Source organism: Pseudomonas sp. BF-RE-25, assembly GCF_019956105.1.
GTDB classification, from domain to species: Bacteria; Pseudomonadota; Gammaproteobacteria; order Pseudomonadales; family Pseudomonadaceae; genus Aquipseudomonas; species Aquipseudomonas migulae.
The window spans coordinates 23,636-44,086 of sequence record NZ_JAHBDB010000022.1; the positions used below are offsets into that span (position 1 = coordinate 23,636).

General features: G+C 60.7%; 13 protein-coding genes. 9 read left to right on the plus strand and 4 right to left on the minus strand.

From position 1 onward, the window contains the following. Nucleotides 1–134: 134 nt before the first annotated feature. The 4 genes from KGB24_RS11630 to aceE all read right to left on the minus strand — a co-directional run bounded on the left by KGB24_RS11630 (nucleotide 135) and on the right by aceE (nucleotide 9,759). Complete coding sequence (locus KGB24_RS11630; protein WP_223415394.1) at nucleotides 135–2,828, minus strand: putative bifunctional diguanylate cyclase/phosphodiesterase; 2,694 nt, start codon at nucleotides 2,826–2,828, stop codon at nucleotides 135–137. Between the two features lie 661 nt (nucleotides 2,829–3,489). Continuing rightward, a complete protein-coding gene (locus KGB24_RS11635; RefSeq protein ID WP_223415395.1) occupies nucleotides 3,490–4,884 on the minus strand; it encodes an alkaline phosphatase D family protein in 1,395 nt (464 codons plus the stop codon). 271 nt (nucleotides 4,885–5,155) lie between these two features. Then, on the minus strand, nucleotides 5,156–7,102 hold the full coding sequence (gene aceF, locus KGB24_RS11640; protein ID WP_223415396.1) for a dihydrolipoyllysine-residue acetyltransferase: 1,947 nt from the start codon (nucleotides 7,100–7,102) through the stop codon (nucleotides 5,156–5,158). A gap of 11 nt (nucleotides 7,103–7,113) precedes the next feature. Further along, nucleotides 7,114–9,759 (minus strand): pyruvate dehydrogenase (acetyl-transferring), homodimeric type, encoded by a 2,646-nt coding sequence (gene aceE / locus KGB24_RS11645; RefSeq protein WP_008027850.1) that lies wholly within the window; start codon nucleotides 9,757–9,759, stop codon nucleotides 7,114–7,116. A gap of 190 nt (nucleotides 9,760–9,949) precedes the next feature. Here aceE and KGB24_RS11650 point away from each other — a divergent pair, with 190 nt between their 5' ends. The 9 genes from KGB24_RS11650 (at nucleotide 9,950) to KGB24_RS11690 (ending at nucleotide 20,232) form a co-directional block, all read left to right on the plus strand. Then, nucleotides 9,950–10,147: a hypothetical protein gene (locus KGB24_RS11650; RefSeq protein WP_157214357.1), complete on the plus strand. Its 198-nt coding sequence runs from the start codon at nucleotides 9,950–9,952 to the stop codon at nucleotides 10,145–10,147. Then, nucleotides 10,144–13,080: a bifunctional [glutamate--ammonia ligase]-adenylyl-L-tyrosine phosphorylase/[glutamate--ammonia-ligase] adenylyltransferase gene (gene glnE / locus KGB24_RS11655; protein WP_223415397.1), complete on the plus strand. Its 2,937-nt coding sequence runs from the start codon at nucleotides 10,144–10,146 to the stop codon at nucleotides 13,078–13,080. The genes KGB24_RS11650 and glnE overlap by 4 nt, the downstream gene beginning before the upstream one ends. Nucleotides 13,081–13,273: 193 nt before the next feature. Next, nucleotides 13,274–14,308, plus strand: coding sequence for a lipopolysaccharide heptosyltransferase II (gene waaF / locus KGB24_RS11660; RefSeq protein WP_223415398.1), 1,035 nt, complete (start codon nucleotides 13,274–13,276; stop codon nucleotides 14,306–14,308). A 1-nt stretch (nucleotide 14,309) separates the two neighbouring features. Further along, on the plus strand, nucleotides 14,310–15,371 hold the full coding sequence (waaC, locus tag KGB24_RS11665; RefSeq protein WP_223415399.1) for a lipopolysaccharide heptosyltransferase I: 1,062 nt from the start codon (nucleotides 14,310–14,312) through the stop codon (nucleotides 15,369–15,371). Next, nucleotides 15,371–16,495, plus strand: a complete 1,125-nt coding sequence (locus KGB24_RS11670; RefSeq protein ID WP_008027854.1) for a glycosyltransferase family 4 protein — start codon at nucleotides 15,371–15,373, stop codon at nucleotides 16,493–16,495. Before waaC ends, KGB24_RS11670 begins: the two co-directional genes overlap by 1 nt. After that, nucleotides 16,492–17,298 carry a lipopolysaccharide core heptose(I) kinase RfaP gene (gene rfaP, locus KGB24_RS11675; protein WP_008040354.1) on the plus strand — a complete coding sequence of 269 codons (807 nt, stop codon included), beginning with the start codon at nucleotides 16,492–16,494 and terminating at the stop codon, nucleotides 17,296–17,298. Before KGB24_RS11670 ends, rfaP begins: the two co-directional genes overlap by 4 nt. Continuing rightward, nucleotides 17,298–18,032, plus strand: a complete 735-nt coding sequence (locus KGB24_RS11680; protein WP_008027856.1) for a lipopolysaccharide kinase InaA family protein — start codon at nucleotides 17,298–17,300, stop codon at nucleotides 18,030–18,032. Before rfaP ends, KGB24_RS11680 begins: the two co-directional genes overlap by 1 nt. After that, nucleotides 18,029–18,781: a lipopolysaccharide kinase InaA family protein gene (locus tag KGB24_RS11685; protein ID WP_008040359.1), complete on the plus strand. Its 753-nt coding sequence runs from the start codon at nucleotides 18,029–18,031 to the stop codon at nucleotides 18,779–18,781. The genes KGB24_RS11680 and KGB24_RS11685 overlap by 4 nt, the downstream gene beginning before the upstream one ends. Continuing rightward, entirely contained in the window at nucleotides 18,781–20,232 is a 1,452-nt protein-coding gene (locus tag KGB24_RS11690) for a lipopolysaccharide kinase InaA family protein (RefSeq protein ID WP_223415400.1), read from the plus strand. Before KGB24_RS11685 ends, KGB24_RS11690 begins: the two co-directional genes overlap by 1 nt. The last annotated feature ends 219 nt before the right edge of the window (nucleotides 20,233–20,451 follow it).

Here is a 20,451-nt window from a genome sequence, read left to right on the forward strand (position 1 = left end):
GCCTGGTTACGCACTACCCAATGTGTGGGCGAGACCGGCTTGCCAGCGATGGCGGGGTGCCAGGCAATATGTCAGTGACTGACACACTGCTATCGCGAGCAGGCTCACTCCTACAAGGGATTGCGGTGGGGCGGTCAGGCGATTGGGCCGCGCGGGTAGCGCTTGAGCTTTTCGATCAGCTCGGAGCCCGGAATCGGTCGGTCGAACAGGTAGCCCTGGCCGACGTCGCAGCGGTGGCGGCGCAGGAAAGCCAGCTGTTCGGCCGTCTCGATGCCTTCAGCCACGACCTTGAGTTTCAGGTTGTGGGCCATAGCGATCACCGCGGAGGTGATTTCCATGTCGTCCTGGTTGTCCGGGATTTCGTGAATAAAGCTTCGATCAATCTTAATGATGTCGATGGGGAATTTTTTCAAGTAACTAAGCGACGAGTAACCGGTGCCGAAGTCGTCCATGGCCAGGGTCAGGCCAAGGCGCTTGAGCTGGTCGAGCTGCAAGTGGGTGTCTTCGGTGGCTTCCAGCAGCAGGCCTTCGGTCAGTTCCAGCTCCAGCAGGCTCGGCGGCAGCGCTTCTTCCTTGAGGATGTTGGCAATCGACGACACCAGGTCCGGGTCGGAGAACTGTTTGGGCGACAGGTTGATCGCCACTTGCAGATTGCCCAGGCCAGCGGCCGTCAGGTCTTTGCTCATGCGGCAGGCCTGGCGGGCGATCCATTTGCCGATCGGGATGATCAACCCGGTTTCTTCAGCGACGCTGATGAACTGGTCCGGGCGGATCATGCCTTTTTCCGGATGGTTCCAGCGCAGCAACGCTTCCATGCCCAGCAGGCGACCGCTGCGCAGGCACAGCTTCGGCTGGTAGAACACGTCCAGCTCGTTCTGTGTCAGGGCGCGGCGCAGGTTGTTCTCGACGAACAGTTTGTAACTGGCCTCGGCGTTCAGCGCTTCGGTGAACACCTGAACCTGATGCTTGCCGTTGGCCTTGGCCTTGTGCAGCGCGAGCCCGGCGTTACGCATCAGGGTTTGCGGGTCGCGGCCGTGTAGCGGCGCGCAGGCCAGGCCCACGGAGCCGGTGACGCTGATCAGTTGGTTGTCGACGAACATCGGTTTGTCGAGGGTCGCCAGCAGTTGGTTGGCGACTTGCTGGCCCATTGCGAGGTCGGTGTTGTCCAGCAGCACGGCGAATTCGTTACTGGCAAAACGCGCCAGGCTGCCGCTCGGGATCAGGCTGTTGCGCAGGCGTCGGGCCAGGCTGATCAGCAGTTTGTCGCCGGTCTGGTGGCCGAGGCTGTCGTTGATTCGCTTGAAGTTGTCGATGTCCACCAGCAGCAGACTGATCGGGGTATCGCTGTCTCGGGCGAAGCGCTCATCGAGATTACGGATGAACGCCGGGCGGTTACCGAGGTTGGTCAGATTGTCGGTGTAGGCCAGGCGCTCGATACGCTGCTGAGCGAGTTTGGTCTGGGTGATGTCTTCGTAGATGCCGATGTAGTGCGTCAGCTCGCGGTTGTCGCCGTACACCTTGGAAATCGACAGCTGGCCCCAGTAGGGTTCGAGGTTTTTGCGGCGGCTCTTGAATTCACCCTGCCAACTGTTGCTCTTGGCCAGCGCCGAAGGCGCGTCGAACAGCAGTTCACTGAGGTTTTCCAGGGCCGGCAGTTCCGACAGCCGCTGGCCGTGGACTTCTTCGGTGGTGTATTGGGTGATCGCGGTGAAACTCGGGTTGACGTATTCCACCACGCCGTCGCAATTGACCAGCAAAAAGGCGTTGGCACTTTGCTCGACCGCACGCTGGAACAGGTGCAGGGCGCTGGTGGCGGTGCGACGGTTGTGGTTGTTGATGACTTGGGCGAACTGGTCGGCCAGCTCGCCGGCGAAGGCGATTTCGTCGGACTGCCAGGCGCGGGTCGCACCGGTCTGCTCCAGACAGAGCACGCCGACGACTTGGCCATCGACACGAATGCTGGCATCGAGCATCGCGTTCACATCACGCGGGCGCAGGCTTTCGGCCATTTCCCGGGTGCGCGGATCGCGAATCGCATTGTGGGCATCGATTGCACGGCTGCCGTGCAGCGCGTCCATGTAATCGGGGAAGCCACTGATGTCGATCGGCGCCGGTAGGGCGTATTCCTGGGTGGTGCGGTGATATGCCGAGATCGGCACCAACATCGAACCGTCAAGGTTCCACAGGCTGGCGCAGTCGATTTCGTAGATGTCACAGGCGCTGCGGGTGATCAGCTCGGCGGCTTCTTGCAGGGAATTGCCGGTGCTGTAGCGCTGGCGGGTCAGCAGCAGGATCAAGTCTTGCTGGGCGCGCACGCGGTCCAGGTGCAGGAGCTGCTCCTGTTGGGCGCGCTGATTGAGTTCCAGGGCGATCTGCAAGCGCGAGTTCTGGGTTTCGAGGTCCAGCGCCGGCAGCAGCGGATCGCCTTCGAACATGCCATCGACCACCAGCAGGTAGCCGCGCAGCAGGTGTCGATTGTGTTGTTTGTAGGCTTCGCCCAGTTCCAGCAGGCTCAGGGTGCCTGCGGCGGTGTGCAAGGTGTAGCGGATCAGGTAATGCGGGCTTTCGGTGAGTTGGTGCTGGACCGCGTCATGCAGCTGATAGCGCGCTTCGGGCTCCATCAGGCTGGCATAGGGCGAACCGACCAGCGCACAGAGTTCCACCGCGGGCAGGCCGAACTGTCGCTCGCAGTTAGGATCGAGAAACAGCAGCGCCCAGCTGGGTTCATTCAGCCGTTCGAAACGCAGCATGCCGAGCCGCGAGGGCACCGGCAACTGCGTCACTACCTCGGCCACCATACGGCTGGCGGCATCGGGTTGGCTTTTCATGGAGGGTAACTCGCTTCGAATGTGCTGATCGCGCCGGGCTCTCGCCCTCTTTACTGTTGCCTGCGGCAAGGTTGCATCATTGCGACACCGACTGACAAGAGACATGAAGGCCAAGTGCTATAAGAATATGTCGGCCGGCGTGAGCATTTCTTCAGTAATGGCTGAAAACTAACGTATTTCGCTGGAAAAAGCGTTGCGGCTGATCGCCAGCAAGCTGGCTCCTACAGGGGAGGTGGGGGAATTCTCGATCTGCGGGGTGACACCGGACCTGTGGGAGCCTGGCTTGCCAGCGATGGTGGCCTGAAGGGCGGCGCAGAGTTTGAGGTCGCGATCGCCAGCAAGCTGGCTCCTACAGGGGAGGTGGGGTAATTTTCGATCTGCGGGGCGACACCGGACCTGTGGGAGCCTGGCTTGCCAGCGAAGGCGGCCTGAAGGGCGGCGCAGAGTTTGAGACCGCTATCGCCAGCAAGCCGGCTCCTACAGGGGAGGTGGAGGAATTCTCGATCTGCGGGGCGACACCGGACCTGTAGGAGCCTGGCTTGCCAGCGATGGCGGTCTGGAGGGCGGCGCAAAATTTGAGGCCGCTATCGCCAGCAAGCTGGCTCCTACAGGGGGTCGCGTAATTTCTGTAGGAGCCGGCTTGCTGGCGATGTTTTCGGCATCACCGCAACGTAATGCTCGTCGACTGTAAAAGTTTGCCGTCGCGGTCGTGATAACTGATGCGGATTTGTTCTGGCTCAACGATCAGGTGCGCGAAATTGTCCTGGCTGATGACCTGGCTGGTCAGTTCATGCCGATAATCTCCCGCCGCTGTTCGGGCTAGTGGCTGATCAAGGATGAAGGTGGAGGCCTTGGCGTAGGGCAGCAATTTGCTGTTGCACAGCGGCGAGGAGACGATGGTGTGCACTTCGAAGTCCGGGTCTTCGCTGTGGGTCAATCGACTGGTCAGGGAGCCGTGCACATCACCGGAAACGAAGAACACGTTCTTGATGCGGCGTGTACGAATAGTCTCCAGCAACCGTAGTCGTTGCTCCGGAAAGGCTTTCCAGGCGTCATCGCCCAGGCGTTTTCGGTCGGGGTAGAACATCACGCTGGTGACCACGAATTTGACCCGGGCCGGGCTGTGGATCAGCCATTCGCACAGGGCCTGCTCCTGCTCTTCGTCGAGAATGCGCCGGTCGCCGGCCGACAGGTTGCGTCGGGTTCGGCTGTCGGTGACAAACCATTCGATATCCCCGTTGGTGAATTGATACCAATAGCGTTTCAGGGGGTAACGGATGTTTCCATCTTCAAGCAACTCATGGGCCGGGCTATGGCTGGCTTGATACAACTCATAGGCGGCGATGGCATTGTTATAGAGAAGGTCATCGTTTTTGTTTTTATTGGCGGGCCAGTTGTCTTCGATTTCATGGTCGTCGAGGATCATGTAAGTCGGCGTGCCGGACATTAACTTTGAAATGTGCGGCTGGGAAAAAGCCATGCGGTACTTGCTGAGTATTTCCTTGTATTCCCGATCATGGGCGATGATGTTCAAGTCATCGATATAGACTTGGTCGCCAATCATCAACAGGGCGCTGATGGGCGTTTCGGCACGCTGCGCCAGGTTCGTGATGGAGGCAAAGATCCGGTCGCCCAGGTGCGGGAACGAAGGTGCGCCGACCGTCATCCGCAGGTAACGGCATGACCCGACGATGTAAGCCCGTGGCGCTGCGGGATTGCCGGACTGGGTGCTGAAACGGTAGACATGCCTGGGCCATTGCAGCGGCAGTTCCTGAACCGTCTCCACGGTGTGCACGGGGCTCATGGGGCTGAACCAGCCTGCCTGGTATTCGTACTCGGTATCGGCGGCGAGATCGTTGAGGGCAAAGACGTCGCACATGTCTCGCGTGCTTGTCAGTTGTTTGAATATTGCTTTGGACCACGGTGTATCACCGCTGCGTCGATAACGAATTCCACCAAACACCAAAGTGTCTTCTTGTAACTCGCCACGTAAAAAGATACGGGCGTGTTGAGTTGTAGTGTGGCCAATAATCGGGCCGACGGTAGGTTTAAACATATTCGAATCCATTCGAAGGGGTATTAACTAAATGAGTAAGCCGACTAAGCCTTTAGTTAGTCATTTGTATAAACAAGCCTAGTGTGAGGCCGGCAAAAAATATCGTGCCGAAGTGGATTCGAGTTGTGGGCTAACTCAACCACGAACGTAGGAAAGTGACTTTCTTCAAGTCAAAAAAAGCCCCGCCAAATTGGCGGGGTTGAGGTACGAGCGTGGCGCTCGGAAAACGTGAAACGCGAACGGCCCTCCGGTGAAGGAGGGCCGGCCGGTGTTACAGCAAGATGGTGCGGATGTCCGCCAGCAGGCTGCTCAGACGCTGGGTGAAGCGTGCAGCAGCGGCGCCGTTGATCACACGGTGATCGTAGGACAGCGACAGCGGCAGCATCAGTTTCGGCTGGAAGGCTTTGCCGTCCCAGACTGGCTGGATGGTTGCCTTGGAAACACCGAGGATCGCCACTTCCGGCGCGTTGACGATCGGCGTGAAGCCGGTGCCGCCAATGTGGCCGAGGCTGGAAATGGTGAAGCAGGCGCCTTGCATGTCGTCAGCGGTGAGCTTCTTGTCGCGGGCTTTGGCTGCCAGCGCAGCGGCTTCGGCTGCCAGTTGCAACAGGCTCTTCTGGTCGACGTTCTTGATGACCGGTACCAGCAGGCCTTCAGGGGTGTCGACGGCGAAGCCGATGTTCACGTACTTCTTGCGGATGATCGCCTTGCCGCTTGGTGCCAGCGAACTGTTGAAGTCCGGCAGTTCCTTGAGCATGTGCGCGCAGGATTTGAGCAGCAGCGGCAGGATGGTCAGCTTGACGCCAGCCTTCTCTGCAACGGCTTTCTGAGCGATACGGAACGCTTCCAGCTCGGTGATATCAGCCGAATCGAACTGAGTCACGTGCGGGATGTTCAACCAGCTGCGGTGCAGGCTCGACGCGCCGATTTGCATCAGGCGAGTCATCGGCACTTCTTCGGTTTCACCGAAGCGGCTGAAGTCCACGACCGGAATCGGCGGGATGCCCGCGCCACCGGTTGCGCCGGCAGCAGCGGCCGGTGCTTCCTTGGCCTTCTGCATCATGGCTTTGACGTAAACCTGCACGTCTTCTTTCAGCACACGACCGTGCGGGCCGCTTGGGCTGACCGCGCTCAGCTCTACGCCGAATTCGCGGGCCAGTTGGCGTACGGCAGGACCTGCGTGAACCTTGGCGCCCGACTTGGCCGGAGCCGCCGCAGGTGCTGGAGCAGCAGGAGCAGCAGCGGCTGGCGCAGGAGCGCTCGGTGCCGCAGCGGCTGGAGCCGATGCCGCAGCCGGGGCAGCAGCAGGCGCAGCGCCTTTGACTTTCAGCTTCAGGATCAGGTCGCCGGTACCGACTTCGTCATCCAGCTTGATGGAAATGCTTTCCACCACGCCAGCGGCAGGCGATGGGATTTCCATGCTCGCCTTGTCGGATTCCAGGGTGATCAGCGACTGGTCGGCGGCGACGGTGTCACCGGCCTTGACCAGTACTTCGATGATCTTGGCCTTGCCCGCCGAACCGATGTCCGGGACGTGAATGTCCTGAACGCTGTCGGCAACCGGTGCAGCCGGGGCGGCAGCGGCTGGCGCAGGTGCAGCGGCAGGAGCAGCCGCCTGAGCTGGCGCGGCCGCAGCCGGTGCCGCAGCACCTGCCACTTCCAGGTCCAGAATCAGGTCGCCGGTGCCAACTTCGTCGTTGAGCTTGACGCTGATGGCTTTGATCACGCCAGCGGCAGGCGATGGAATTTCCATGCTCGCCTTGTCGGATTCCAGGGTGATCAGCGACTGATCAGCCTCGACGGTGTCGCCGACCTTGACCTGGATCTCGATGATCTGGGCCTTGCCCGCCGAACCGATGTCCGGCACGTGCACTTGCTGAACCGAAGCGGCAGCTGGCGCAGCAGCAGCCGGCGCTGGAGCAGCGGCCGGTTTCTCTGCGGCTTTGGCTGCAGGCGCGGCAGCCGCAGGAGCCGCAGCAGCGGCACCTTCGACTTCCAGCTCCAGCAGTTCGTCGCCTTCTTTCAGGCGGTCGCCCAGCTTCACTTTCAGGCTCTTGATGATACCGGCCTTCGGCGCAGGCACTTCCATGCTCGCCTTGTCCGACTCAAGTGTCAGGATGCTCTGGTCGGCTTCGATACGGTCGCCGACCTTCACAAACAGTTCAATTACTTCACCTTCACCGCTGCCGATGTCAGGTACGCGAATGAGTTCGCTCACAGAATCTCTCCTCAGCAGTCCAGTGGGTTGCGTTTTTCCGGGTTGATACCGAACTTGGCGATGGCTTCAGCCACCACTTTAGGTTCGATGTCACCACGGTCAGCCAGTGCTTCCAGGGCTGCCAACACCACGAAATGACGATCGACTTCGAAGAAGTGACGCAGCTTCTTGCGGCTGTCACTGCGGCCGAAACCGTCGGTGCCCAGGACTTTGAATTCCTTGGACGGGACCCACTGACGAATTTGCTCAGCGAACAGCTTCATGTAGTCGGTAGACGCGATGACCGGACCTTGACGGCCGTTCAGGCACTCTTCGACGTAGCTCAGTTTAGGCTTCTGGCCAGGGTGCAGACGGTTGGTGCGCTCGACGGCCAGGCCATCGCGACGCAGTTCGTTGAAGCTGGTAACGCTCCACACGTCGGCGCCAACGTTGAACTGCTCACGCAGGATCTTCGCCGCTTCACGGACTTCACGCAGGATGGTGCCGGAGCCCATCAGCTGAACGTGGTGCGCCGCTTCGCGGGTGTCTTCTTCGAGCAGGTACATGCCCTTGATGATGCCTTCCTCGACACCGGCCGGCATGGCTGGCTGCTGGTAGGACTCGTTCATCACGGTGATGTAGTAGAAAACGTCCTGCTGCTCTTCGGTCATCTTCTTCATGCCGTCCTGAATGATCACCGCCAGCTCGTAGCCGTAGGTTGGATCATAGGTGCGGCAGTTCGGGATGGTGGCAGCCAGGATGTGGCTGTGACCGTCTTCGTGTTGCAGGCCTTCGCCGTTCAGCGTGGTCCGGCCGGCGGTGCCGCCGATCAGGAAGCCACGGGTACGGCTGTCGCCGGCAGCCCAGGCCAGGTCGCCGATACGCTGGAAGCCGAACATCGAGTAGAAGATGTAGAACGGCAGCATTGGCTGGTTGTGGCTGGAGTACGAAGTACCGGCAGCGATGAAGGAGCTCATGGCGCCCGCTTCGTTGATGCCTTCTTCGAGGATCTGGCCCTTTTTGTCTTCCTTGTAGAACATCACCTGGTCTTTATCGACTGGCTCGTAGAGCTGGCCGACGGACGAGTAGATGCCCAACTGACGGAACATGCCTTCCATACCGAAGGTACGGGCTTCGTCCGGGATGATCGGAACGATGCGCGGGCCGATTTCCTTGTCCTTGACCAGCTGCGCGAGGATCCGCACGAAGGCCATGGTGGTGGAAATTTCACGGTCGCCGGAGCCGTCGAGGATCGCCTTGAGCGTATCCAGCGATGGCGTCGGTACGCTGAAGCTCTGTGCGCGGCGCTGTGGCACGAAGCCGCCCAGTGCAGTGCGGCGCTCGCTCAGGTAGCGGGCTTCGGCGCTGTTTGGCTCTGGCTTGAAGAACGGCAGGTTTTCCAGCTCGTCGTCTTTGACCGGGATGTCGAAACGATCACGGAACAACTTCAGGCTGTCTACGTCGACTTTCTTGGTGTTGTGCGCAGTGTTTTTCGCTTCGCCGGCACCGGTGCCATAACCTTTGATGGTCTTGGCCAGGATGACGGTCGGTTGTTCTTTGTGGTTGACCGCTTCGTGGTACGCCGCGTAGACCTTGTACGGGTCGTGGCCGCCACGGTTGAGTTTCCAGATCTCGTCGTCGGACAGGTCTGCAACCATCGCCTTGAGTTCTGGCGTGTTGAAGAAGTGTTCACGCACGAACGCGCCGTCTTTGGCTTTGTAGTTCTGGTACTCGCCGTCGATGACTTCGTCCATGCGACGTTGCAGGATGCCGTCGACGTCTTTGGCCAGCAGTGGGTCCCAGAAACGGCCCCAGATGACTTTGGTCACGTTCCACTGAGCACCGCGGAACACGCCTTCGAGTTCCTGGATGATCTTGCCGTTGCCGCGAACCGGGCCGTCGAGGCGCTGCAGGTTGCAGTTGATGACGAAGATCAGGTTGTCGAGCTTCTCGCGGCCAGCCAGCGAGATCGCGCCCAGGGATTCCGGCTCGTCGCACTCGCCGTCGCCCAGGAAGCACCAGACTTTCTGCTTGCCTTCCGGAATGAAGCCACGGGCTTCCAGGTACTTCATGAAGCGCGCCTGGTAGATCGCCTGGATCGGGCCCAGACCCATGGATACAGTCGGGAACTGCCAGAAATCAGGCATCAGCCAAGGGTGCGGGTAGGACGACAGGCCCTGACCGTCCACTTCCTGGCGGAAGTTGTTCATCTGGTCTTCGGTGATGCGGCCTTCCATGAACGCACGGGCGTAAACGCCTGGCGAGGTGTGGCCCTGGAAGTAGATCAGGTCGCCGCCGTGTTCGTCGGTCGGGGCCTGGAAGAAATAGTTGAAGCCGATGTCGTACAGGGTTGCGCTGGAAGCGAAGCTGGAGATGTGACCGCCCAGGTCAGAATCTTTCAGGTTCGTGCGCATCACCATGGCCATCGCGTTCCAGCGTACCAGCGAGCGAATGCGGCGTTCCATGAACAGGTCGCCAGGCATGCGTGCTTCGTGGGTAACGGGAATGGTGTTGCGGTATGGCGTGGTGATGGCGTAAGGCAATTGCGAACCGCTGCGGGTTGCGAGTTCGCCCATACGGGTCATCAGATAGTGAGCACGGTCTTCGCCTTCTTTGTCGAGAACCGATTCCAGGGCGTCCAGCCATTCCTGGGTTTCGACGGGATCGAGGTCTTGCATGGCTTGCTCCAGGGCGGAAAGGCTTCCAGAATCGGTTGCCTGAGTTTGCGACTGGCCTTGTGGGCAGACGATATAAATTCTTGGATTGCCGAGAGGTAGGATTCGGCGGCGTGTAGTTTTACTACAAATCATCGGGCATTTCAGCTATTCGAATGTATATACGAGTAGTAAAACTACAGATGAGCGGCTTGTGGCCTCCGGCTACGTTGTGAGAATAATCGTTAAGGTTGGTCTTTTGCCAACCGAAAAAGGTGAAAGCTTGATGCTGCCTGCCAAAAATAAAGAAATTTCAGCTATTTCTAACCTTTGTTCGACAGTCGATCAGGTAGTGCAATTTGAAAATTCACTACATGCAGCCTCCTACACGCCGATCAAGGATAGACCATGAGCCTCCCTACGCTTGCTGAACTGCCCGGCATTCTCCTGCCGTTTGTCACCCGCGCCGAGCAGTCGTTCCGTGCGGCCGTCGAGGCTCTTGATGATCATGGCCTGTCCGCCTGGACGCCTGAGCGCTGGGCGCAATTCGCCCGCGTCACCGCCGCCAGCGACTTTGTGATTGAACAGAGCGTACGTGACCCTTTGATGTTGCTGGCGCTGGTGCAGTCCGGTGAGCTGGACCGTGGCTATGCTCCCGGCGAACTGTGTGCGCAGATTGCGGCAGCGGTGAACGCGGCTGAAACCGAAGACGAGCTCGGTCGCGCCCTGCGCCGCCAGCGCACCCGCCATCAAGTGCGGATCATCTGGCGCGACCTGACCCGTCAGGCCGATCTGGTCCAGACCTGCCGCGACCTCTCGGACATGGCCGATGCGAGCATCGATCAGGCCTATCAGTGGTTGTACTCGCGGCATTGCCAGCAGTTTGGCGTGCCCACCGGGCGACGCAGCGGCGAGCCGCAGCAGATGGTCATTCTCGGCATGGGCAAGCTTGGCGCGGTCGAGCTGAACCTGTCGTCGGACATCGACCTGATCTTCGCCTACCCCGAGGGCGGCGAAACCGTCGGCGTGAAACGCTCGCTGGATAATCAGGAATTCTTCATCCGCCTCGGTCAGCGCGTGATCAAGGCGCTGGACCCGATGACCGTCGACGGCTTTGTGTTCCGCGTCGACATGCGCCTGCGCCCTTACGGTTCGTCGGGTGCGCTGGTGTTGAGCTTCAACGCGCTGGAGCAGTATTACCAGGATCAGGGCCGTGACTGGGAACGCTACGCGATGATCAAGTCGCGGGTGGTGGCCGGCGACCAGGTGGCCGGCGCGCAGCTGCAAGACATGCTGCGCCCGTTCGTTTACCGGCGTTACCTGGACTTCTCCGCCATCGAAGCGCTGCGCACGATGAAGCAGCTGATTCAGCAGGAAGTCCGGCGCAAAGGCATGGCCGACAACATCAAGCTCGGCTCCGGCGGCATCCGCGAAGTCGAGTTTATCGCCCAGGCGTTCCAGCTGATCCACGGTGGCCGCGACCTGAGCCTGCAACAACGTCCTCTATTAAAAGTACTGAGCACGCTGGAAGGTCAGGGTTACCTGCCGCCGGCGGTGGTCAGCGAGCTGCGCGAAGGCTACGAATTCCTGCGTTACACCGAGCACGCGATCCAGGCGATTGCCGACCGCCAGACGCAGATGTTGCCGGACGGGGCGCAGGATCAGGCGCGCATTGCCTTTATGTTGGGCTTCGCCGATTGGGACGCCTTCCATGAGCAGCTGATGTATTGGCGCGGTCGCGTGGCCTGGCACTTTGGCCAGGTGATCGCCGACCCTGATGAAGAGGAAGGCACCGAAAGCGAAGTGGTGGTCGGCGGTGAATGGCTGCCATTGTGGGAGGAGGCGCAGGACGAAGAGGCCGCTTGTCGCCAGTTGGAGGAGGGCGGTTTCGCCGATGCCACCAAAGCGCTGAAAGCCTTGGCCAGCCTGCGCAGCAGCCCGCAATTGCGCGCGATGCAGCGTCTGGGCCGCGAACGCCTTGATGCGTTCATTCCACGGTTGCTGGCCCAGGCGGTCGAACACGCCAACCCGGATCTGGTGCTGGAGCGCGTGCTGCCACTGGTCGAAGCAGTGGCCCGACGCTCCGCGTACCTGGTGCTGCTGACTGAAAACCCCGGCGCGCTGCGACGTTTGCTGACCTTGTGCGCCGCGAGCCCGTGGATCGCTGAACAGATCACGCGCTTCCCGCTGCTGCTCGATGAATTGCTCAACGAAGGCCGGTTGTTCAAGCCGCCCTTGGCGCCGGAACTGGCCGCCGAGTTGCGCGAGCGCCTGACACGAATCCCCGAGGATGACCTCGAACAACAAATGGAAGCCCTGCGCCATTTCAAACTGGCGCACCGTTTGCGCGTCGCCGCGTCGGAAATCGCCGGCAGCCTGCCGCTGATGAAAGTCAGCGATTACCTGACCTGGCTCGCCGAAGCGATCCTCGAACAAGTGCTGGCCCTGGCCTGGCGCCAGACCGTGGCCAAGTACGGCACGCCGCAACGCACCGATGGCACTTTGTGCGATCCCGGCTTCATCATTGTCGGTTACGGGAAAGTCGGCGGTCTGGAACTCGGGCATGGTTCGGACCTGGACCTGGTATTCATTCACGATGGCGATCCGCAGGCAGAAACCGACGGGCCGAAACCGATCGACGGTGCGCAATTTTTCACCCGGCTGGGGCAGCGGATCATTCACTTGCTCACCGCCCAGACCAACTCCGGTCAGCTATATGAGGTGGACATGCGCCTGCGACCATCCGGTGCCTCGGGCCTGCTGGTGAGTTCGCTCGGGGCGTTTGCCCGTTATCAGGAAAATGAAGCCTGGACCTGGGAACATCAGGCGCTGGTACGGGCGCGGGTGCTGGTGGGCAGTCAGGATGTCGGCCAGGCGTTCGAGAAGGTTCGTGCGGCGATATTGGGCAAAGTTCGGGATTTGCCGACCTTGCGTCAGGAGGTCAGCGAGATGCGCGCGAAGATGCGCGATAACCTTGGCAGCAAGAGCACCGCAGCCGGCACCGGGGCGAATGCCTTCGAAGCCACGGCGCCGTTCGATCTCAAGCAGGACGCGGGAGGTATCGTCGATATTGAATTTATGGTGCAATACGCGGCTCTGGCGTGGTCCGAAACACACCCGCCATTGCTGCGCTGGACCGACAATATCCGCATTCTGGAAGAGCTGGAACACGAAGGGTTGATGCCCGCCGAAGACGCCAGCCTGTTGCGAGAGGCCTATAAAGCCTACCGCTCCGCCGCACACCGGCAGGCCTTGCAGAAGGACGCCGGGGTGATACCGGGCGACCAGTTCGCGGACGAGCGGCGGCAGGTATTGCGGATCTGGAAAGAGTTGGGGTTAAGCTGAAACCGGCTACTTGAAACACCAATAACCCCTGTGGGAGCGAGCCTGCTCGCGATAGCGGAGTGTCAGTCACCATCAATTCAGGATGTGATGGCCTCATCGCGAGCAGGCTCACTCCTACAGGTGATCTGCAGTGTTTTGTAGAATTCTCGAGGCGGGGAGGCGTATGCCTCCCCGGTTCGTTTTTGGAAACCACATGAAAATTTTGATCGTTGGGCCCAGTTGGGTCGGTGACATGGTGATGGCGCAGACACTGTTTCAGTGTCTCAAGCAACGCCACCCGCAATGCGAAATCGACGTGCTGGCCCCCGAGTGGAGCCGGCCGATTCTTGAGCGCATGCCCGAAGTTCGCCAGGCCTTGAGCTTTCCGCTCGGCCACGGCGCGCTGGAACTGGCGACGCGTCGGCGCATCGGCAAATCCCTGGCCGGTCAGTACGACCAGGCGATCCTGCTGCCCAATTCCCTGAAGTCAGCGCTGGTGCCGTTCTTCGCCGGCATCCCGAAACGCACCGGCTGGCGTGGCGAGTTCCGCTACGGCTTGCTCAATGACGTGCGCACGCTGGACAAAGAACGTTACCCGCTGATGATCGAGCGCTTCATGGCGCTGGCGTACGAGTCCGGCCTTGATCTGCCGAAACCGTATCCGCGCCCGAGCTTGCAGATCGATCCGGTCACCCGCGAAGCGGCGCTGGCCAAATTCGGCCTGAGCCTCGACCGTCCGGTGTTGGCGCTATGCCCCGGTGCCGAGTTTGGCGAGTCCAAGCGCTGGCCGTCCGAGCATTACGCCCAGGTTGCCGAGGCGAAGATTCGCGAAGGCTGGCAAGTCTGGCTGTTCGGTTCGAAAAACGATCACGCCGTGGGCGAAGACATTCGCGCGCGGCTGATTCCCGGCCTGCGTGAAGAGTCGGTGAACCTCAGCGGCGGCACGTCCCTGGCCGAGGCTATCGACCTGATGTCCTGCGCGGACTCGGTGGTGTCCAACGATTCCGGCCTGATGCACGTCGCCGCGGCCCTCAATCGCCCGTTGGTGGCGGTGTACGGCTCGACGTCGCCGGGTTTCACGCCACCGCTGGCCGAACATGTCGAGATCGTGCGCCTGGGCATCGAATGCAGCCCGTGCTTTGATCGCACGTGCCGCTTTGGTCATTACAACTGCCTGCGCCAGCTAATGCCGCAAGCGGTGAACGAAGCCTTGCAGCGGTTGCAGGGCACTGTGGTCGAGGTCAAATAGTTTGCGGGTTCTGCTGATCAAGACTTCTTCGCTGGGTGACGTGATTCATGCGTTGCCGGCGTTGACCGACGCATCCCGGGCGATTCCCGGCATCACGTTCGACTGGGTGGTGGAAGAAGGTTTCGCCGAGATCCCGACCTGGCACCCGGCCGTGGGCAAGGTGATTCCGGTGGCGATCCGTCGCTGGCGCAAGAACATCTGGCAAACCATCAAGAGTGGCGAGTGGAAGTGCTTCAAGCAAAGCGTTCGCGCCACGAAATATGATCTGGTCATTGACGCGCAAGGCCTGTTGAAAAGCGCGTTGTTGACCCGCTACGTCAAGGCGCCGGTGGCGGGCCTGGATAAAGGATCTGCGCGAGAGCCGATCGCTGCGCGTTTCTATGATCGGCGCCTGGCGGTCGCCCGTGGTCAACACGCGGTGGAGCGAGTGCGTCAGCTGTTCGCCATCGCCCTGGGTTACGACTTGCCAAAAGGGCTGGGCGATTACGGCCTGAACGTCGAGCGCCTGGTGGAATTGCCGCGCAAGAATCCTTACGTGCTGTTCCTGCACGGCACCACCTGGGATACCAAACACTGGCCTGAAGCCTATTGGCGCGAACTGGCCGAGCGCGTTGGCTATCTGGGCGTCGGCGTGAAGCTGGCGTGGGGCAATCCGGCCGAGAAGGCCCGGGCCGAACGCATCGCCAAAGACATGCGTCACGTTGAAGTGCTGCCCAAGTTGAACCTGGCGGGCATCGGCAAAGTGCTGGCCGGTGCGCAAGCGTGCGTGGCGGTGGACACCGGTCTCGGTCACCTCGCGGCCGCACTCGATGTGCCAACGCTGTCGCTGTTCGGTCCGACCAACCCTGGCCTGACCGGCGCGTATGGCAAGGCACAGATTCACATGGCCAGCGATTTCCCCTGCGCACCCTGCCTGCAAAAGAAATGCACCTATCAACCGACGGCCGAAGATGCCCGCCGGTTTGACCTGAAACGCGAGTCGCCGCTGTGCTTCACGCGTTTGAATCCCGAGCGTGTCGCGACCCGACTGAGCACGTTGTTACTGGCTGAGGAGCTGCGCTGATGCAATTGGCATTCGTCTTGTACAAGTACTTTCCGTTCGGGGGTTTGCAGCGCGATTTCATGCGCATTGCCCTGGAATGCCAGCAGCGCGGTCATCAGATTCGTGTCTACACGCTGATCTGGGAGGGCGATATCCCGCCGGGTTTCGAAGTGCTGGTGGCGCCGGTCAAGGCGTTCTTCAATCATCGTCGCAACGAGAAACTCAGCGAGTGGATGGAGGCCGATCTGGCCAAGCGTCCGGTGGACCGTCTGATCGGTTTCAACAAAATGCCAGGCCTGGACGTCTACTACGCCGCCGACGGCTGCTTCGAAGACAAGGCGCAGAACCTGCGCAACTCGCTGTACCGTCGTTGGGGCCGCTACCGGCACTTCGCCGAGTACGAGCGCGCGGTGTTCGCCAAGGACGCCAAGACGGAAGTGCTGATGATCTCCGAAGTCCAGCAGCCGCTGTTCATCAAGCATTACGACACGCCGCTGGAACGCTTCCATTTGCTGCCGCCGGGTATTTCTCAGGACCGTCGCGCGCCACCGAATGCGGCTGAGATTCGTGCCGGGTTCCGTCGTGAATTCAACCTGCAGGACGACGAGTTGTTGCTGGTGCAGATCGGCTCCGGGTTCAAGACCAAGGGCGTGGATCGCAGTCTCAAGGCGCTGGCCGCATTGCCCGCTGACCTGAAGAAACGCACCCGGCTGTTTGTAATTGGCCAGGATGACCCCAAGTTATTCCAGGTGCAGAGTGCCACCTTGGGGCTCGGCGACAACGTGACGTTCCTCAAGGGTCGCAGCGATATCCCGCGTTTTCTGCTGGGTGCCGACCTTTTGATTCACCCGGCGTACAACGAAAACACCGGGACCGTGTTGCTCGAAGCCCTGGTGGCCGGGTTGCCGGTACTGGTCAGCGCCGTGTGCGGTTACGCTCATTACATCGCTGAGGCCGACGCCGGCCTGGTGCTGGACGAACCCTTTGATCAGGCGCAACTGACGCAATACCTGACCAGCATGTTGAACGACGCTCAAGCACGGGCGGCCTGGAGCCGCAACGGTCTGGCCTTCGCCGAAACGGCCGACCTCTACAGCATGCCGCAACACGCGGCCGATGTGATTCTGGCGGAGCACGCTAAATGAAGTTGATGCTGGCTGAACCGTTCAAGAGCCTTTGGGCCGGGCGCGACCCGTTCGCCGAAGTCGAAGGCTTGCAGGGCGAGGTTTATCGCGAGCTGGAAGCGCGTCGGACCTTGCGCACCGAAGTGAACGGCCATGGTTTTTTCGTGAAGATCCACCGTGGCATTGGCTGGGGCGAGATCTTCAAGAACCTGCTGACCGCCAAACTGCCGGTGCTCGGTGCGGGCCAGGAGTGGAAAGCCATTCAGCGCCTGCAAGAAGTCGGCGTGCCGACCATGACCGCCGTCGCCTACGGTGAAAAGGGCAGCAACCCGGCGGACCAGCATTCGTTCATCGTTACCGAAGAGCTGGCGCCGACCGTCAGCCTCGAAGATTTCAGCATCGACTGGGTCAAGCAACCGCCGGAGCCCAAACTCAAGCGCGCGCTGATCGCCGAAGTCGCGCGCATGACCGGCATGATGCACCGCGCCGGGGTCAACCATCGCGACTGCTACATCTGCCACTTCCTGTTGCACACCGATAAACCGGTGACCGCCGACGATTTCAAGCTTTCGGTGATCGACCTGCACCGCGCCCAGACCCGCCCGACGATTACCCAGCGCTGGCGTAACAAGGATCTGGCGGCGCTGTACTTCTCGGCCCTGGACATCGGCTTGACCCAGCGCGACAAATTGCGTTTTCTCAAGGGCTACTTCCAGCAACCGCTGCGCCAGGTTCTGTCGGAAGAAGCGGGGCTGCTCGCCTGGCTGGAAGGCAAGGCCAACAAACTCTACGACCGTAAACAGCGATACGGGGATGCGCTCTGATGTCGGGCTGGAAACTGGAACCTGCTTATAGCGAGCTGGCAGAAGATTTCGGCAGCCTTGAAGCGGTGTTTGCGCTTAAGGGCGAGCGACTGACTCACGACCCGTTGTCCGAAGTCATTCGCGTCAATCGCAATGGCGTCAACTATTACGTCAAGCGTTACGTCGGCGCGGGCAAGGGCTTGCGCCGTTATCTGGGCAAGCCGCGGGTGAAAATGGAGTGGCAGAACCTCAAGCGCTTCGCCAAATGGGGCATTCCCACTGCTGAAGTGGTGGCCTGGGGGCTGGAGCGGCGTGGTGCGGCGTACGCTCGCGGGGCGATGATTACCCTTGAACTGCCGCATACCGTAGACCTGTCCATTCTGGCTGAGCGGCATGATCCAAAACTGGCGGACCGCGCCTGGGTCGATCATGTCAGTCGGCAATTGGCCGGTTATACCCGGACCATGCACGACCACCGCTTTACCCATAACGATCTGAAGTGGCGCAACCTGTTGATCGACGACCAGGCCCGGCTGTTCCTGATCGATTGCCCCAACGGTAATTTCTGGCGCGGCTTCTGGCTCAAGTACCGTATCACCAAGGATCTGGCGTGCCTGGACAAGGTCGCCAAGTATCAGCTGTCGGCGACTCAACGCCTGCGCTTTTACCTGCAATACAGCCAACGGACACGACTCAATGCCGCCGACAAAAAACGGATCCGGCACGTGGTTAGATTTTTCGAGGGACGCGAATGACTGATTTTCTGGCTGCTGAAGACCGTGCGCTACTGGAGCGCCACGGCCTCGGCAACTTCGATGCGCTTTGGGCCAGGCAGCTTGATGCTGTGGATGAGCCCAACACCGTGCGCGGTGGCTGGAGCAGCGTGTTTCGGCTGGATCTTGAAGGTCACGGCTTCTACCTCAAACGGCAAAGCAACTACCAGATGCGCACGTTGCATGCGCCGTTTGGCGAACCCAGTTTTGCCCGGGAATTTCGCAACATCAGTCGTTATGAAAAGCTTGGCATTCCGGCGCTGAAAGCGGCGTTCTTCGGTGAGCGCAAAGTCGAAGGCGAAGTCCGGGCGATTCTGCTGACCCGTGCGCTTGACGGTTGGGATGACCTGGATTCGCTGTTGCAGCGCTGGTCGGAGCTAAGTGGCGCGCAGCACTCGGCGATTTTGCAGGCGTGTGGCGAGCTGGCTCGGCGCCTGCACGCGGCGCGTCAGGTTCATGGCTGCTTCTATCCCAAACACATTTTTCTGCGGGCCACCGGCGATGGTTACCAGGCCCAATTGATCGATCTGGAGAAAACCCGGCCGCTGCTGTGGGGCCGGCGTGACCGGGTCAAGGATCTGGAGCCGTTGACGCGGCGGGCGCCCGAGTGGAGCGATGCGCAGGTGCGTGAATTGCTGGCCGCTTACCTGGATCAATCGCAGGACAGTTCGCTGATCGATAGCTGGCTGGCGCGACTGACCGCGCGGCGCAGCCACAAGGAGGCGCGCTGATGCGTTTGTCCGAACTGAAAAACGCCGGCCGTAGCCCGGCTCTGCCGCTGAGCGTTTCACTGGCCGATGCCGCCGGCCCTGCCGAGTTGCAATTGTTGAGTCTGTTGCGGGTGTTGCCGGGCCAGCGTTATGTCGGCGCCGGTGTCTGGCGTGGCCGTCCGGTGCTGGCCAAGCTGTTGGTCGGCACCAAGGCGGCCCGGCATTTTCAGCGAGAACTGGACGGTGTGCGCTTGCTCGCCGCTCAAGGTCTGACCACGCCGCAGCTGCTGGCCGACGGCTTGAAGGACGGCGAGGGCGGCTGGCTGCTGTTCGATTTCCTTGAAGGCGCCGAGAGCCTAGGGGATACCTGGAAACAGGTCGAGCACTTGCCGGTGCTCGCGGATGGGCAAGGGGCCGTGTTGGCCGAGGCGTTGGGCGCGATCGGCCAGATGCACCGCAAAGGGCTGTGGCAGGAAGACCTGCACCTGGACAACCTGCTGCGCCAGGGCGGTCGACTGTATCTGATCGACGGCGCCGGGATCTGCAGCGAAACCCCCGGCCAGCCATTGTCGCGGCAGAAAGTCCTGGAAAACCTCGGGGTGTTTTTCGCCCAGTTGCCCAAGGCATTGGAGCCTTTCACCGAAGAATTGCTGGTGTATTACCTGCTGAGCAATGGCGAGCATGCCTTGCCCATGGAAGCATTGCAGAAACAGATCGATAAGGTCCGCAGCTGGCGCCTCAAGGACTTCCTGATCAAGGTCGGACGCGAATGCACGCTGTTCAGCGTGCAGCGCGGGGCCTTCGGGTTGCGGGCGATTCGTCGCGAGGAAGAAGCGGCGATGTTGCCGGTGCTGGAGCAGGCCGATGCATTGCTCGATCAGGGCCATCTGTACAAGACCGGCGGCGCGGCGAGTGTCGGAAAAGTCGCGGTGGACGGTCGGACGCTGGTAATCAAGCGCTACAACATCAAAGGCTTTGCCCACTGGCTCAAGCGCTTCTGGCGCCCGAGCCGTGCCTGGCACTCATGGCGCGAAGGCAATCGGCTGGCATTCCTCGGTATCGCCACGCCGAAACCGCTGGCCGTGCTGGAAAAACGTTTTCTCTGGTTGCGCAGTCGGGCGTATCTGGTGACCGAGCATTTGCCGGGGCCGGACATCATCGAGCGGTTTGCGCCGTATGTTGAAAGCGGTGAAGCGCCCGAGGTAGAGCTGGTGGCACTGGATCAGTTGTTTGCAGAGCTGATTCGCGAGCGGATCAGTCATGGCGACTTCAAGGGCCACAACCTGTTCTGGCAGGAAGATCGCTGGGCACTGATCGATCTGGACGCGATGCGACAGCACGGCTCGCTCGCCAGCTTCGCCCCGGCGTATGCGCGGGACCGGGCGCGGTTCATGCGCAATTGGCCTGAGAGCAGCGCGCTGTATCAGGTCATTGATCAGCGTCTGCCCAAAGAGATTTCCAGCGCTGCCTGAATCGGACCTGCGGTCCTATCGCGAGCAGGCTCACTCCCACAATGGATCTGTGTTCACAGTACTTCAATTGTGGGAGCGAGCCTGCTCGCGATGGGTCCGGCACAGCCACCGGAGATCAGGGGGACAAGTTCTTATGAAATGTCCTACATGATCCCCAGACCCCATGAACTGTGCCCTGAATAGCCGCAATGCTAGTTTGCCTGACGTTCATGGAGGGCA